This window comes from Micromonospora sp. WMMD737 (genome assembly GCF_049179055.1).
GTDB classification, from domain to species: Bacteria; Actinomycetota; Actinomycetes; order Mycobacteriales; family Micromonosporaceae; genus Micromonospora; species Micromonospora reichwaldensis.
The window spans coordinates 7,205,546-7,220,152 of sequence record NZ_JBMHMH010000001.1 but is presented as its reverse complement, the minus strand read 5'-3'; the positions used below and the strand labels follow the sequence as shown (position 1 = coordinate 7,220,152).

At 74.7% G+C, this 14,607-nt stretch carries 17 protein-coding genes; 11 read left to right on the top strand and 6 right to left on the bottom strand.

What is annotated here, in order from left to right; all coding sequences use genetic code 11:
* The first annotated feature begins 20 nt into the window (after positions 1-20).
* Positions 21-1,454, top strand: coding sequence for an aldehyde dehydrogenase family protein (locus ACN27A_RS31960; protein WP_421458167.1), 1,434 nt, complete (start codon positions 21-23; stop codon positions 1,452-1,454).
* Between the two features lie 61 nt (positions 1,455-1,515).
* On the opposite strand, the gene ACN27A_RS31955 is transcribed toward ACN27A_RS31960, so the two are convergent.
* Entirely contained in the window at positions 1,516-1,917 is a 402-nt protein-coding gene (locus tag ACN27A_RS31955) for a ChaB family protein (protein ID WP_091095813.1), read from the bottom strand.
* 158 nt (positions 1,918-2,075) lie between these two features.
* Here ACN27A_RS31955 and ACN27A_RS31950 point away from each other — a divergent pair, with 158 nt between their 5' ends.
* The 4 genes from ACN27A_RS31950 (at position 2,076) to ACN27A_RS31935 (ending at position 4,413) form a co-directional block, all read left to right on the top strand.
* Positions 2,076-3,056: a YihY/virulence factor BrkB family protein gene (locus tag ACN27A_RS31950; RefSeq protein WP_421458166.1), complete on the top strand. Its 981-nt coding sequence runs from the start codon at positions 2,076-2,078 to the stop codon at positions 3,054-3,056.
* A 72-nt stretch (positions 3,057-3,128) separates the two neighbouring features.
* Positions 3,129-3,545 (top strand): DUF2795 domain-containing protein, encoded by a 417-nt coding sequence (locus ACN27A_RS31945; RefSeq protein WP_132235968.1) that lies wholly within the window; start codon positions 3,129-3,131, stop codon positions 3,543-3,545.
* A 52-nt stretch (positions 3,546-3,597) separates the two neighbouring features.
* A complete protein-coding gene (locus ACN27A_RS31940) occupies positions 3,598-4,059 on the top strand; it encodes an SRPBCC family protein (RefSeq protein WP_151455771.1) in 462 nt (153 codons plus the stop codon).
* Positions 4,060-4,152: 93 nt separating this feature from the next.
* The gene (locus tag ACN27A_RS31935) at positions 4,153-4,413 is read left to right on the top strand and encodes a hypothetical protein (RefSeq protein ID WP_421458165.1); all 261 of its coding nucleotides are present in this window, start codon (positions 4,153-4,155) and stop codon (positions 4,411-4,413) included.
* Positions 4,414-4,462: 49 nt separating this feature from the next.
* Here the strand turns inward: ACN27A_RS31935 and ACN27A_RS31930 are convergent, their stop codons facing one another.
* Positions 4,463-5,668, bottom strand: a complete 1,206-nt coding sequence (locus ACN27A_RS31930) for an MFS transporter (protein WP_421458164.1) — start codon at positions 5,666-5,668, stop codon at positions 4,463-4,465.
* A 154-nt stretch (positions 5,669-5,822) separates the two neighbouring features.
* On the opposite strand from ACN27A_RS31930, the gene ACN27A_RS31925 reads away from it, so the two are divergent.
* Positions 5,823-6,035 carry a hypothetical protein gene (locus tag ACN27A_RS31925; RefSeq protein ID WP_132235960.1) on the top strand — a complete coding sequence of 71 codons (213 nt, stop codon included), beginning with the start codon at positions 5,823-5,825 and terminating at the stop codon, positions 6,033-6,035.
* A gap of 118 nt (positions 6,036-6,153) precedes the next feature.
* Here the strand turns inward: ACN27A_RS31925 and ACN27A_RS31920 are convergent, their stop codons facing one another.
* Positions 6,154-6,603, bottom strand: coding sequence for a hypothetical protein (locus ACN27A_RS31920; protein WP_132235958.1), 450 nt, complete (start codon positions 6,601-6,603; stop codon positions 6,154-6,156).
* Positions 6,604-6,765: 162 nt separating this feature from the next.
* Here ACN27A_RS31920 and ACN27A_RS31915 point away from each other — a divergent pair, with 162 nt between their 5' ends.
* Positions 6,766-7,143, top strand: a complete 378-nt coding sequence (locus ACN27A_RS31915; RefSeq protein ID WP_421458163.1) for a DUF6401 family natural product biosynthesis protein — start codon at positions 6,766-6,768, stop codon at positions 7,141-7,143.
* 168 nt (positions 7,144-7,311) lie between these two features.
* Here ACN27A_RS31915 and ACN27A_RS31910 read toward each other — a convergent pair whose 3' ends face one another.
* Positions 7,312-8,178 carry a mechanosensitive ion channel family protein gene (locus ACN27A_RS31910; protein ID WP_421458162.1) on the bottom strand — a complete coding sequence of 289 codons (867 nt, stop codon included), beginning with the start codon at positions 8,176-8,178 and terminating at the stop codon, positions 7,312-7,314.
* A gap of 189 nt (positions 8,179-8,367) precedes the next feature.
* Between ACN27A_RS31910 and ACN27A_RS31905 the strand changes: the two genes are divergently transcribed.
* The 3 genes from ACN27A_RS31905 to ACN27A_RS31895 all read left to right on the top strand — a co-directional run bounded on the left by ACN27A_RS31905 (position 8,368) and on the right by ACN27A_RS31895 (position 12,607).
* On the top strand, positions 8,368-10,494 hold the full coding sequence (locus tag ACN27A_RS31905; RefSeq protein WP_421458161.1) for a SpoIIE family protein phosphatase: 2,127 nt from the start codon (positions 8,368-8,370) through the stop codon (positions 10,492-10,494).
* A gap of 40 nt (positions 10,495-10,534) precedes the next feature.
* Complete coding sequence (locus ACN27A_RS31900) at positions 10,535-11,212, top strand: HAD family hydrolase (protein ID WP_421458160.1); 678 nt, start codon at positions 10,535-10,537, stop codon at positions 11,210-11,212.
* A 105-nt stretch (positions 11,213-11,317) separates the two neighbouring features.
* On the top strand, positions 11,318-12,607 hold the full coding sequence (locus ACN27A_RS31895) for a cation:proton antiporter (RefSeq protein WP_421458159.1): 1,290 nt from the start codon (positions 11,318-11,320) through the stop codon (positions 12,605-12,607).
* A gap of 36 nt (positions 12,608-12,643) precedes the next feature.
* On the opposite strand, the gene ACN27A_RS31890 is transcribed toward ACN27A_RS31895, so the two are convergent.
* The gene (locus ACN27A_RS31890; RefSeq protein ID WP_421458699.1) at positions 12,644-13,585 is read right to left on the bottom strand and encodes an NAD(P)/FAD-dependent oxidoreductase; all 942 of its coding nucleotides are present in this window, start codon (positions 13,583-13,585) and stop codon (positions 12,644-12,646) included.
* Between the two features lie 164 nt (positions 13,586-13,749).
* Here ACN27A_RS31890 and ACN27A_RS31885 point away from each other — a divergent pair, with 164 nt between their 5' ends.
* On the top strand, positions 13,750-13,965 hold the full coding sequence (locus tag ACN27A_RS31885) for a DUF3072 domain-containing protein (RefSeq protein ID WP_421458158.1): 216 nt from the start codon (positions 13,750-13,752) through the stop codon (positions 13,963-13,965).
* On the opposite strand, the gene ACN27A_RS31880 is transcribed toward ACN27A_RS31885, so the two are convergent.
* On the bottom strand, positions 13,959-14,474 hold the full coding sequence (locus tag ACN27A_RS31880; protein ID WP_421458157.1) for a metallophosphoesterase family protein: 516 nt from the start codon (positions 14,472-14,474) through the stop codon (positions 13,959-13,961). The genes ACN27A_RS31885 and ACN27A_RS31880 overlap by 7 nt on opposite strands.
* Positions 14,475-14,607: the final 133 nt, after the last annotated feature.

The window sequence follows — 14,607 nt, the reverse complement described above, 5'->3', positions numbered from 1 at the left end:
GGGCCGGGGCATGCACTGCCATGTACACGGTTGCGCAGCTCATAGGCGGAGTGTGGGGCGCGGGCGGCGAGGGTGGCGAGTTGGTCGTACACGATCCGGCCGACGGCTCCCCGGTCAGCTCGGCGCCGGTGGCGACGGCCGACGAGGTCGGCAAGGCGGTGGAGGCGACGCGCGGCGTCGCGGCGGAGTGGGCGGCGACCGCCCCGGCGGAACGGGCGGCGGCCCTGCACCGGGCGGCGGACGCCGTGGCGGCGGCGGCCGACGACCTGGCCCGGGCCACGACGGCCGAGATGGGCAAACCCCTGTCGGACGCCCGGGGCGGTGTGGAGGCGGGGATCGGCACGCTGCGACAGTACGCGGAACTCGCCCCCGTGCGCGGGGGACGGACCCTGCACGGCGCCACCCACGCCATCGACTTCATGACGCCGCAGCCGCGCGGGGTGGTCGCCGCGATCACCCCGTGGAACGACCCGGTGGCGGTCTCCTGCGGGCTGCTCGGCGCGGCCCTGGTCACCGGCAACGTGGTGCTGCACAAGCCGAGCGAGCGCGCCCCGGCGACCGGCTGGCTACTGGCGAAGGCGCTCGACTCCGCGCTGCCGCCCGGGGTGCTGTCGCTGCTGACCGGGGGCCCGGAGGTCGGGGCGGCGCTGGCCGCCCAGGAGGTCGACGTCGTCGCCCACGTCGGCTCCACCGCCACCGGGCGGGCCATCGCGGCCGCGGCGGCACGGACCGGGGCGAAGGTGCTGCTGGAGAACGGCGGCAGCGATCCGCTCGTCGTGGACGGCGACGTCGACCCGGTGTGGGCGGCCGGGCAGGCGGCGATCGGCGCGTTCGCCAACGCGGGGCAGATCTGCGTCGCGGTGGAGCGGATCTACGTGCACCGGGACGTCGCGGAGGACTTCGCGCTGGCGCTGGTGGAGCGGGCCACGGAGCTGCGGACGGGCCCGGGCGGCGACCCGCGTACCGAGCTGGGGCCGCTGGTGGACCGGCGGCACCGCGACCACGTGCACGGGCAGGTGACCGCGGCGGTGGCCCAGGGCGCGCGGATCCGCTGCGGGGGCGTACTGCCCGACGGGCCGGGGGCGTTCTACCCGGCGACCGTGCTCACCGACTGCCGGCACGACATGACTGTGGTACGCGAGGAGACATTCGGGCCGGTCGCCGCGATCGTGGCCGTCGACTCGTTCTCCGAGGCGCTGCGGTGCGCCGCCGACTCCCCGTACGGGCTGGCCGCGACCGTGCTGACCGGATCGATGAGTCACGCCCAGCGCGCCTGGCGGGAACTGCCGGTGGGCACCGTGAAGGTCAACGCGGTGTTCGGCGGCGCGCCGGGCGGTGCCGCGCACCCGCGCCGGGGCAGCGGGCACGGCTTCGGCTACGGGCCGGAACTGCTGGACGAGTTCACCGCGACGAAGGCGGTGCACATCGAGGCGCCCGGCGGCGGGCACTGGTGAGACACGCGCGGGGGCTGTCCGTGCTCGGACAGCCCCCGCGTCGCGTACCCGGAAGGTGGCCTCAGCGGCCGCGGGCCTTGGCGGTCTGGCGGTTGTTCGCCTTCTCGATGGCCTTGACCAGTTCGGGCTTCGTCATGCTCGAACGGCCGGGCACGTCCAGCTTGCGGGCCACCTTCATCAGGTGGTCCTTGGTGGCGTTGGCGTCCACCCCGCCGGCCGTGGGCGCCCGGCGCTCCGGTCCGCCGCCGGCCGCCTGGCGGTCGCTCGGCCCCTTGCGGCCCTTGGGCTCCCAGTGGTCGCCCACCTTCTCGAACTCGTGCTTGACGGCGGCGAAGGCGGTGCGGTGCGCCCGCTCCCCCTCGCCGTACGTCTCCACGGCCGAGTCGTGCGTCTTCTCCCAGGTGCGCTGCGCCTTCTTGGGGGAGCGTCGCAGCGTGCTGGGCAGTACCTCGCGCCCGGGCATCTCGTCCTCCTCCGCGTCGATGGGTTCCCCAGATCGTTCCCCCGCGTCCGGTCGGCAAACCGGAGGGCGGGTTTGTCGATTTCCGGCCAGGGGTACCGGCGGGCCAGGCGAAGCCGGATGCACCGGGTCATCCGGCGGCCGGGGCACAGGGAGCGGGCATGACGACGACGGAACCCGGCGCGGTGCTCGCCGGGGAGCGGCGACCGCGGATCCCCCGCCGGGTACGGCAGCTGAGCTGGCGCACCTGGCGCGGAGTGCTGGTGCGCAGCGTGCGCAACTTCGTCAAGGACAACTGCGCGGACTGGGCCGCCGCCCTGACCTACTACGGGGTGCTCGCGCTCTTCCCGTCCACGATCGTGGTGGTCGCCCTGGTCGGGCTGGTCTCCAACGGCGAACAGACCGTCGACACCGTGCTGGACCTGGCCCGGGACATGGGCGCCGGCTCGGTGGTGGCCAACGAGGGCTTCGTCGGCGTGGTGCGGGGCGTGGTCGACCAGAACGACTCGGCCAGCGCGCTGCTGAGCTTCGGTCTGCTCGGTGCCCTCTGGTCGGCGTCCGGCTTCATCGGGGCGTTCACCCGGGCCTCCAACGCCGTCTACGGGGTCGAGGAGGGGCGGCCGATCTGGAAGCTGCGGCCGGTGCAGATCGGCCTGGCGGCGATCTCGCTGGTGCTGTTGGCGATCGTCGCCACCGGGCTGATCGTCAGCGGGCCGGTCACCGACGCGGTGGGCGACCTGATCAACGCCGGCGGGCTGGCGCGTACGGCGTGGAGCGTCGCCAAGTGGCCCGTGCTCGCGCTGATCATGATGGTGCTGCTGAGCCTGCTGTTCTGGATCGCGCCGAACGTCCGGCAGCCGCGGTTCCGCTGGCTCACCCCGGGCGGCGCGGTGGCACTGGTGGCCTGGGCCCTCGCCTCCTTCGGCTTCGGCCTCTACGTGGCCAACTTCGGCTCGTACGACGCCACCTACGGCAGCCTCGGCGCGGTGATCGCCTTCCTGGTCTGGCTCTACCTGTCCAACTCGGCGCTGATGCTCGGCGTGCAGATCAACGCGGAACTCCAGCGCGGCCGGGTGCTCCAGGCCGGCGAGCCGGACCCCGACGAGCCGGTCCTGCCCCCGAAGACGCCGGCCACCACCTGACCCGTGCGGGTTTACCGGCCGCGACGCCGGAGCGCCCGTTTACCGCCGGTGCCACCGGGTAGCGCAGAAGGCATGGAACGTGGCAGCAGCAAGCACGGACCGAGGGTCGACGAGCAGATGAGCCGGGAGGTCAGCGGCCTCGTGCAGGGGCCGGGGACCGGCGGCTCGCGGGTCGACGAGTCCCGTGTGCCGGAGCCGGCGGGTGAGGACCAGCCGGAGCCGACCACGGCCCCGGCCGGCGAACTGCGTACGGGCGCGCCCAAGGGGATGAGCTCCGAGGACGTCGAGCGACGCAGCCGGCTCGGCCGGTTCATCACGATGGCCGCCCTGCCCGGTGACCGGGAGACGCTGATCGCCAACGCGCGGGACAACGAGGCGCCGGCGGACATCGTCGCCGAACTGGAGCGGCTGCCCGAGGGCACCCGCTACCAGACGATCTCCGAGGTCTGGGCGGCGCTCGGCCACAAGAACGAGACGACCCGTTGGTGACCGGATCCCCGCACGATCCGGCCCGTCACCGGCGGACGAAGGAGGATGCCTTATGAGTGGCGTTACCGAGCACGTGGACGTCTCCGTCCCGGTCCGCACCGCGTACGACCAGTGGACCCAGTTCGAGGACTTCCCCCACTTCATGGAGGGGGTCCAGGAAGTCCGGCAGCTGACGGACACGATGACCCACTGGACGGTGGAGATCGCCGGGGTGAAGCGGGAGTTCGACGCCGAGATCACCGAGCAGCTCCCGGACGAGCGGGTCGCGTGGCGCTCCACGGGCGGCACCCAGCAGGCCGGCGTGGTGACCTTCCACCGGCTGGACCCGGACACCACCCGGGTCACGCTCCAGCTCGAGTTCGAACCGCACGGCGTGGTCGAGCAGGCCGGCGACAAGCTCGGCGTCGTCGACCGGCGTGCCAAGGGCGACCTGGAGCGGTTCAAGCAGTTCATCGAGCGACGCGGTCAGGAGACCGGCGCCTGGCGCGGCAAGGTCGACCGTCCGCAGCCCTGATTCCTCGCCCCCGGGTGTGAACCTCCGATGGCCGCCGGCTCCCCCGGCGGCCATCGTCGTTTGCGGGGACCCGGCCGGGGTACCGCGACTGGCATGACGGACGACGACAAGGTGTGGCGGGACGAGGAACGGACTTCGCTCCAGGAACTGGACCGGGCCGTCGCGCGGTCGACCCTGGACGGCCAGGCCGACGACGTGACGGGGAACGACGCCGGCGAGGAGGCGGCCTTCGGGCACGGCCCGGAGGCGGCGGACCGGGGCGGGCAGGCCGCCGGTACGGGCCGGGAGCCGACCGACCCGGAACGCGCGTACCGGCCCTCGACGACCGGCCGGACCGGACCGGACACGATGTGAACCGCACGGCGCGGCGGGCGGGCCCACCCGGGTCCGCCCGCCGTGCCGCTCAGCGGGGCGTGGGGACCGGCCGGCGGGTCCCGGCCGCGTGCAGGGCGATCAGGCCCAGCGCGAGGACGACGAGCGCCGGCCCCAGCAGCTCGACCGAGGTGTTGCCGAGCAGCACCCCGATGCCGGCGGGCACCAGCGCGCCGCCCAGCCCGGCCGCGGCGATCTGGAGCCCGATGGTCCGGTCCGCGTGCGCCGCACCGACCCGCTCGGCGGTGGTGAGGGTGAGCAGCGGGAAGACCGGGGCGGCGGCGAAGCCGACGACGAACAGCCCGGCCACGGCGACCCAGGCCGGTGCCGGCAGCGCGATCAGGACCGCACCGACCGCCATCCCGGCGAGGCTGCCCCGCAGCACCACCGCCCCGCCCAGCCGTTCGGCCACCACGCCCTGCACGACCCGCCCGACGAACAGGCTGCCCCAGTAGCCCGAGACGCAGACGCCGGCGACGGCCGCGCCGAGGCCGCGTCCCTCGGTCAGCAGCAGGAACGCCCAGAGCCCGGCCGCCACCTCGATGGCCACGTAGACGGCGAAGGCCGACGCGCCGAGCCAGACCGCCGGCAGACGCAGCGTCTCGCGTACCCGGGTGACGGTCGGTGGGGCGGCCGCCTCCCCGGCGGCGGACGCGGCGGGCTCGCGGGCCGGGGCGCGGTCCCGCCAGGCCCGCACGGTCAGCGCGAACGCGGCGGCCAGCGCGAGCTGGGCCCCCGCCACCAGGCCGTAGCCCCAGCGCCAGGAGAGCCCGGCGCTGAGCGCGCCGGTCATGATCAACGGTCCGAGCGCCACGCCGAGGCCGAAGAACGCGTGCATCCAGTTCATGTGCCGGGGGCCGAAGGCGCCGGCCGCGTACGCGTTCAGGCCGGAGTCGATCGCGCCGGAGCCGAGGCCGAGCACCAGCGCGCAGCCCACCATCAGGGTGAGCCCGGGCGTCGACGCGTAGCCCGTGAGCGCGAGGCTGGCCAGCAGCGTGCTGCCGGCGAGCAGCCAGCCGACGCCGAGCCGGGCCAGCGTGAAGCCGGCCAGCACGCTGGAGGTCAGGTAGCCGGCGGTGCCGGCGGTGAGCACGAGGCCGACGGCCTCGGTGGGCACGTCGAAGTCGGCCCGGATCGAGGGCCAGCCCACGCCGATCAGGCCGTCGGGCAGGCCGAGGCTGACGAAGGCGAGGTAGGCCAGCAGGAGCAGCGAGGCGCGGGGCGGGGCGGTGGACACGGAGGACCATCCTGCCCGGAGACGGTGGCGGCGCCAGTCCGCCTCCCCCGGTGGGACGAAGATTACGGTCCGGACGGGCGGTAAAACGGACAGCTCATCCAGAATCGGCCGTTCGGCTGACGGCAAGCGCCGGGTCGCGAGCAAGACTTTCGGGATGCATCAGGGCTCCGGCATCCTCTCCACGCGTCAGCGCCGCCTGGCATGGCTCGGCTTCCTCCTCGCCGCGCTGCAGGCTCCCGTCTCCGCCAAGCTGGCATCGGACGACTCCTGGTTGTTCAGCCTCTGCGTCGCGCTGATGGTGGCGACCGTGATCATCGCCGACGACGCGGCCCGCCGCCGCCCGGCGGACGCCCGCTCCATGGAGTGACGCGGCAGCCGGCGCTGCGCGTGACGCGGCAGCCGGCGCTGTACGTATCGCGGCCGGGCTGGCCGCGCGGTGGCCGCTCCGTCGGGGCAGCGCCTCGTGACCGGGGCGCCGACAGGCGCTAGCCGGCCCCGTCGGGGCGCGCCTCGTGACCGGGGCGGCCCCGGCTGCGCCGCCGCTCCTTCATCTCCGCCTCGTAGAGGTGCCGGCGACCGCCGACCAGCTCCTCCCGGGCCGCCCGATCCAGGTCGCGGAAGAGGGCGTAGTAGTTGTCGTCGAAGTCCTCGACGATCTGGAACGTCCACCGTCCGGCGATCACGTTGCGGCCCAGCAGGTCGGTGTCGATCCGGTCGGCGATCCGGTCGTGCCCGGCGGCGCGGAACATCTCCACCGCGTCGTCGAGCATCAGGTCGGCGTGCCCCACCAGCTGGTGCAGCGAGTAGAGGTGACCGCGGACCCGCTCGACGCACTCCAGCGCCTCGCTGAGCTTGCCGAGCGCCGCCACCGTCTCGTCGCTGACCCCGGCGGGCCTGCGGTGCCGTTCGTCCGGCCCGTCCTCGTGTCGTCCCATCCGTTCCTCCAGGTTTCGGCTGTGCCCGTCCGGGCGGTTCTCCTCCTGCCCCACCCGCGTCGGATCAACCCCCGCGCCGCCCGCTGACCGTTCGGGGGAGGGTGAAAAACCCGCCGACCGGCCGAGGTCGACCCTGGTCACGGCCGGATAGCCTCGGTCACCATGCGTGTGCCGTTCACCCGGGTCGAGGCCCGTTCCGCCGCCAGTTCGGCGCGAGCCACCCTCGCTCTCCTGTCCACCTCGGTCGGCGCCGAGGGACTGGCCGCCGCCGCCGCGCGTCCGGGCCTGCTCGCCCTGGTCGACCAGCACGCCGCGGCGGTGCGGGAGAGCCTGGACGGCGACCGCCGGCCGCTGAGCGCCGCCGCGCTCGCCGGCTACGCGGAGGGCGTCCGCGCCGCCGCGCTGGAGCACGGCTGGCAGCCGCCGGCGGCCCCGGTGGACTGGTCCGCACCGGACTGGCTGCTCACCCGGCTGCTCGCGGTCTGCGCGCTGACCCGCTCGCTCGGGGCCCCGACGACCGCCCCGCTCCCGCTGGCCTGAACCGCCGCCCCCGGGAGGCCGCGCCGACCGCCACGGGCCGGGGCGGCCCGCTCGTCTGAGGCCCCGGACGCCGTGCCGGCCGGCACGGGCCGGGCGGGCCCGGCTGGAGACGCCGGAGGGGCGCCCGCACGTCCGCGGACACCCCTCCCCGTCTCGCTCACCGCCAGGTCAACGGCGGAACTGCTGGGTCTCGTCGCTGACGTTCCCCGACTGGTACGTGCCGCGCCCGCCGGCCGTCGCGGACTCCTGCCCGCGGGGCATGACCTCGGTGCGCTCGGCCGCCGTCCGGTCCGCCATCTGCCGGCCGACGTCGGTCTGACCGGCCTCCCGGGCCCGGCGGTGCTCCTGCACCGCCCGCGACTCCTCGGCCATCCGGTTCAGCCAGCCTTCCCAGCGGTTCTGCATCGGCCGCACCAGGCCACCGCCGACGCCGACGATCAGGATGCCGGCCACGGTGGCGAGCACCGCGATCAGCACCGGTGTGGTCACCGTGGTGGCGATGCCCACCTGGTTCAGCGCGGCGATCACACCCAGCGCGAGGATGAAGACCGCCACCAGGTCCGCCAGGACCTTGCCGTACGCGAGCCCGCCCAGCGCCCCGGTGACCAGATCCCGGACGGCGTTGGCGATCGCGGCGGCCACGACGATGATGACGATCGCCACGAAGGCGCGTGGCAGCCAGGCGACCACGCCGCTGATCAGGTCACTGATCGCGTTGGGTCCCCACACCCCGAAGGCGAACTGCAGGGTGAACAGCAGTACGGCGTAGTACGCGAGTCTCGCCAGGATGTCACTGGCGTCGTACTTGGTGCGTTCCAGCGCGCGCTTGATGCCGCCCCGTTCCACCGCCCTGTCGAACCCGACCCGTTCCAGCGCCGTGTCCACGATCTTGAGCACGGCTCTGGCGATGAGCCATCCGACCACGAGGATCGCGATGAACGCGATGGCCCGCGGTATGAAGAGCAGCACCGACCTCCACATGTCGGCCACGGCGTCGCCGATGTCGACCTGCCTGACCGCGAGGCTTTCCGGCATGATGTCCCTCCTGTCGCATGGACTGCGCCGCGCGCTTACCCCGTCGCCGACGCGGCACGCCGTCGGAGTCCCCGAGTTTTTCCCGACATGTCACCGCAGAAGGGCCTTGACCTGCCCGAACGTTCGACCCCGGCGTGGTGCGGGGCATGATCGGAAACAGCCGGCGGAGCCTCCGGCTAGGCTGCGCTCATGCCAGGAACGGTCGGACGGGTCCCGAACCCACCAGCCCCGGTCTCGGGAACGCCCTCCGCGTCGGGCATGGCGGCCGCCGTCCCGCGCCACGACTGGGGTGGCACCCCGCTCGGTGCGTGGCGGACGTGGGACCCGGCGGTCCGGGCCGCCGCGGAACTGCTCCTCGCCTCGCCCGTACCGATGGCCCTCACCCTGGGCGACGAGCACCTGCTCGTCTACAACGACGCGTACGCGGAGCTGATCGGCGACCGACACCCCGACGCGGTGGGTCGGCCGGCGGCCCAGGTTTTCGCGGAGTCCTGGCCGCTGCCCGGCGTCGGGGACGCCATCGCGCACACCTACCGCTCCGGGGAGCCGTTCCTGGAGAAGGAGACCACGCTTCCGCTGCACCGCCGTTCGGGCCTGGTCGAGCAGTCGGTCTTCACCCGGGGCTACTCCCCCGTACGCGACACCTCCGGGCGGATCGTCGGCGTGCTGACCGTGGCCGCGGAGACCACCCAGGTCACCCAGCAGTTGCAGAGCCTCAGCGACTTCGCCGCGGCGCTCGCCGGCACCCTCACCCTGGACGACGTGGCCCGGGTCGCGCTGCGCTACGCGATCACGGCGTTCGACGCCGACCGGGTCTCGTTCGCCGTCGACGAGGGCGGCGGCGGCTGGCGGATGGTCCGGCGCATCCGTGGCGAGCTGATGGACGAGGCCGACGAGCGGCTCCCCCCGCTGTGGCGGCGCATCCCGCCGGACTGGCTGGGGCCGGTGGTGACCTCCGCCCGCAGCGGTGTGCCGTACTTCGTCGACGACGGCCAGCCGCTGCGGGACATCGCGGTGGACCGGCACGACCAGAAGGTCCGCTCGCTCGCGGCGGTGCCGCTGCGGGCCTCGGTGGTGCGCGGCGGGCTGACGGTCGGCTACCAGGTCCCGCACGTCTGGTCGGCCGCCCGGCGCGCGCTGCTGGCCGCCTCGGCCGAGCTGGTCGGCCAGGCCGCCGAGCGGGCCCGCCGGTTCGAGACCCAGCACGGCACGGCTCAGCTGCTGCAACGCAGCATGCTGCCGGAGCACCTGCCCGATCTGCCACGGACGCGGATCGCCGCCCGCTACGACCCGGGCGTCGACGGCAACGCCGCCGGCGGGGACTTCTACGACGCCTTCCTGCTGCCCGACGGCGGCCTGGGGATCGTGCTCGGCGACGTCGCCGGCCACGACGTGCAGGCCGCGGCCCGGATGGGTCAGGTCCGCGCGGCGCTGCGGGCGCTGGCGCTTACCGACCCCCGCCCCGACGCCGTGCTGGCCGGGCTCGACCGGTTGGTGACCAGCCTGGGCGCCGAGGGCGACACGCACGAGCTGTTCGTGACGGTGGTCTTCGGGGTCGTCGACGCCGACCGGCAGCGGCTCACTCTGGCCAGCGCCGGTCACCCCGCCCCGCTGATCCGCCGGTGCGCCCCGGACGGCGACCCGGTCGCCGAATACCTCGACGTGCCCGCGGGCGCCCCGCTGGGCCTGGGCTGCCGGCCGCGCACCGTCACGGTGCCCTTCGCCCCCGGCGACACGCTGCTGCTGTTCAGCGACGGTGTGGTGGAGCGGCGCCGGCAGGACCTGACGACCGGCCTGGACGCCCTGGCCGTCGCCGTGGCCGGCGCGGGCAGCGGCGACCCCCGCGCGTTGTGCGCGGTGGCCACCGCAGCGGTGCCCGGCGCCACCGAGGACGACGTCGCGGTGCTGGCGGTGGAGCACGCGCTGCGGCCATCCCGGTCGACGAGCATGGAGGTGCCGGCCGAGCCGACCGCGCCGAGCCGGGTACGGCACTGGATGACCGCGCAGCTGACGGAGTGGCAGGTGCCCGAGTCGATCGTCGGCGCGGCGGTGCTCTGCACCAGCGAACTGACCACCAACGCCCTGCTGCACGCGGGCACGGCCGCCCGGGTGGAGATCGACCTCAGCCCGGAGCGGCTGCTGGTGTCGGTCGCCGACTCGGGCACCCGGGGCACGGTGACCCGCGCGCAGACCGACACGCTCAGCAGCCGGGGCCGGGGGCTGGGGCTGATCGAGGAGCTGAGCGACGCGTGGGGGACGGACCCGACCGTACGCGGCTCGACGGTCTGGTTCGAGATCCTCATCCCGCCCGCCTGAGCGGGGGCGTCAGCCCGGCCCGACGGGGTAGGAGGACCGTATGCCCACCGACGAGCCCACCGGTGTCCTCTTCGACGTGGACGGCACCCTGGTCGACACCACCTACCTGCACACCGTGAGCTGGTGGGAGGCGCTGCGCCAGACCGACCGGCCCGTACCCATGGCGACGATCCACCGCGCGATCGGGATGGGCTCGGACAAGCTGCTCGACCACCTGCTCGGCCCGGAGCGCGACCGGAGCGCGGACCAGAAGCTGCGCGCCGCCCACGACACCCTCTTCGCCGAGTACTGGGAGCGGCTGGTTCCGCTGCCCCGCGCCGCCGACCTGCTGCGCGCCTGCGCGGAGCGGGGACTGCGGGTGGTGCTGGCGACCTCCGCCGCCGAGCACGAGGTGACCGCGCTGCGCCGGGCGCTGGCCGCCGACGACGTGATCCACACGATCACCAGCTCGGCGGACGCGCGGGAGAGCAAGCCGGCGCCGGACATCCTGGTCGCCGCGCTGGAGCAGTCCGGGCTCGCCGCCGAACGCGTGGTCTTCGTCGGTGACTCGGTGTGGGACGTCGCCGCCGCCGGCGAGCTGGACATCCCCTGCGTCGGGCTGACCTGCGGCGGCACCGGCCGGGGCGAGCTGGCCGGGGCCGGTGCGGTGGCCGTCTACGAGGACCCCGCCGCGCTGCTCGCCGCCCTCGACGACTCGCCGGTCACCCGGGCGGGGTGACCACCGCCGACTCCGTCGCTCCGGAGAGGAATACGAGAAGTCTTCCGGGGGCAAGGACTTGCACCACCTGCCCGCACGCCGTGGGCGAGGCGGAGAGGTGGGGTCGTGGAGCCGGTAGACGTGGCGTTCGCGGTGGTCGGTCTGGGCGCGTTGCTGGCGGGGATCCTGCCCCGCGTGCTCGAACGTCGGCCACTGTCCATGCCGATCGCCTTCCTCGGGCTGGGCATGCTGGTCTTCCTCCTGCCCGTCGGACTGCCGGACCCTGACCCGCTCGCGCATCCGCAGATCGCCACCCACCTCACCGAGATCGGCGTCATCGTCGCGCTGATGGGCGCCGGGCTGAAGATCGACCGGCCGTTGAGCTGGGCCCGCTGGTCGTCGACCTGGCGGCTGCTGGCGATCGCCATGCCGCTGTGCATCGTGGCGGTGGCGGTGCTCGGCTGGTGGTGGGCCGGGCTGGTGCCGGCCGCCGCGCTGCTGCTGGGGGCGGCGCTCGCCCCGACCGATCCGGTGCTCGCCGCCGACGTGCAGGTCGGCGAGCCCACCGACGTCGAGGACTCCGAGGACGAGGTCCGCTTCGCCCTGACCTCCGAGGCCGGGCTGAACGACGGGCTGGCCTTCCCCTTCGTGTACGCGGCCATCGCCATCGCCACCACCAGCCTCGCCCCGGGCGACTGGCTGGGCCACTGGCTCGGCGTGGACGTGCTCTGGAAGGTGGCGGCCGGGGTGGCCGGCGGGTGGCTGGTCGGGTGGCTGCTCGGCAAGCTCTTCTTCCGGGCCCCGAGCAAGCTGCGGCTGGCCCGGCACTCGGAGGGCTTCCTCGCGCTGGCCGCGACCTTCCTGGCGTACGGGCTGGTGGAGGTCATCAGCGGATACGGCTTCCTGGCGGTCTTCGTGGCCGCGCGGGCGATCCGGGCCGCGGAGCGCACCCACGAGTTCCACTCCGTGCTGCACGACTTCGCCGAGCAGGTGGAGCGGCTGCTCACCGTGCTGTTGCTGCTGCTCTTCGGCGGCGCCGTGGTGGGTGGCCTGCTGGGCCCGCTGACCTGGCCGGCCGCCGCGGTCGGGCTGGCGCTGGTCTTCGTGGTCCGCCCGCTGCTCGGCTGGTTGTCGCTGCGGGGGGCGCCCGGCCGGCCGGCCGAGCACTGGGTGATCGCCCTGTTCGGCATCCGGGGCGTCGGCTCGTTCTTCTACATCGCGTACGCGACCGCGAAGACCGACTTTCCCCAGGCGGACCTGATCTGGGCGACAGTCGGCCTCGTGGTGATCGTCTCGGTGGTGGTGCACGGCATCGCGGCGACCCCGGTGATGCAGTTGCTGGACCGGGCGGGGGAACGCACGTCCGACCCGTCCGAACGCCGCCACGCCGGCGAGCCCGTCACCACCGGGGGTTGACCGCCCGGCCCGCCGGTGTGCGCAGGGGCCGCTTCCTCACCCTGCGCCCAGGCGGGTGACGAGGGCGCGGCCGAGGTCGCGACCGGAGAGCCAGGCGCTCTGCACCCGGGGTGCGCCGAAGGCGTCGCCGGCCAGCCCGACGCCGTCGGCGTCGAGGTGGTACGTGCCGCCGGGGCCTTCGGTGGGCTTCGCGTACGTCCAGCGGTGCACGTGCACGTGCTCCGCCGCTTCGGGCAGCCCCAGCAGGTCCCGGACGGCCTCCTCGATCGCCGGGCCGGCACCGGAGGGCTGGGCGAGGTGGCCGGCGGCGAACTCGGGCGTGGTGTGGGCGACCAGCACCGGCGCGTCGTCGCCGCGGCGGTCGCCGTCGTCGCAGACGAGGTTCAGCAGCGGGTGGTCGTTGACGAAGGCGCCCCGGAAGGTGGCCCACCGGCGGGCCGGGAAACGCAGCACCCCGGCCAGGGACGGCGACCAGCGTTGGACCTGCGTGGCCCGGGTGGCGGCGGCCAGGGCCGGGTCGAGCAGCAGGGCCGCCTGCGGCCCCGGCATGGCGAGCGCCACCGCCTCGCAGGGCCGCCCGTCCACCACCGGGCCGGGCGCGACGCCGAGCACGAGCCGGTCCACGGTCACCGGCAGGTCCCGGGCCAGGTGCTCCACAAGCGTCCGCAGCCCTCGGGTCGCCGCCCAGCGCATCGGGCCGGGCACCTGCCGCCGGCCGTCGGCGCCGTACGCGACGAAGGTGTCGGTCCACTCGCGGGCCAGGCCGGCCGTGCGCCAACCCTCGGCCACCTCGGCGAAGTCCGGATCGCTGACCGTGAAGTAGGCGGCGCCGGTGTCGGCCGGCCGGCCGTCGAAGCGGCGGCTGGCCATCCGGCCGCCGACCACCCGGGCGCGCTCGCGGATCTCCACCGGGATGCCGGCGCGGGCCAGTTCCGTCGCGCACGCCACTCCGGCGATGCCCGCGCCGACCACCACCACACCCGCCCGCTGCGCCGCCGTCATCCGGTGATCGTATGCGCGCCCGCGTCGCCCGGACGGCCGGAGACACGCCCGACGCGTCCGCGCGGACGACGCGCCGGAGGGCGGCATGGATCGGCGCCGCGCGGGGTATTGGCACGTCTGTTCGAAGGAAGGTGGAGAGCATGACGGACCGCAACAGCAGCCAGGCCAACCCGCAGGGCGCCATCAAGGACCCGGACGAGTGGGTCACCGGCGAGGAGCCGCCGACCGCCGCCCAGGAGTCCTACCTGGCGACCCTGGCCCGGGAGGCCGGCGAGGAGCCGCCGGAGGGCCTGACGAAGGCCGAGGCCTCCAAGCGGATCGACCAGCTCCAGGAGGAGACCGGCCGCGGTCAGTGACCGGGCGGGCGGCGCGGTGGCAGGCGGTGCAGTTCGACCTCGTCGAGCCGTCCCGCCGCCACCCGCGCCGTCAGGTACGTCGCGTACGGCTGGGCCCGCCGGTCGGTGGGCGAGCCGGGGTTGAGCAGCCGCAGGCCACCCGGGGCGAGCGTGTCCCAGGGGATGTGCGAGTGGCCGAAGACCAGCACGTCGGTGTCGGGAAAGCGGGCCGCGCAGCGGCTCTCCCGCCCGGTCTTCGGGCCGGTCTCGTGCACGACGGCGATCCGCAGCCCGTCGAGTTCCACCCGGGCGACCTCCGGCAGCCGGGCGCGCAGCGCCGGCCCGTCGTTGTTGCCGTACACCCCGACGAGGCGGCGGGCCCGGGCGGCGAGGGCGTCCAGCAGCACCTCGTCGACCCAGTCCCCCGCGTGCAGCACCACGTCGGCGGCGTCGACCGCCGCCCAGAGCGGCTCCGGCAGGTCACGGGCCCGCTTCGGCACGTGGGTGTCGGCGGTGATCACCAGGCGCATCCCGCCATTCTCCCCGCAGGCCGTGCGCCGGCGGCCGGCGCGCCGGCCCGCCGCCCCGGAAAGTCGCGGCCTCTTCACATCGCGGCAATCAACACGTATTTTGACGGCGACGCATGGGAGCGCTTCCAGCGGT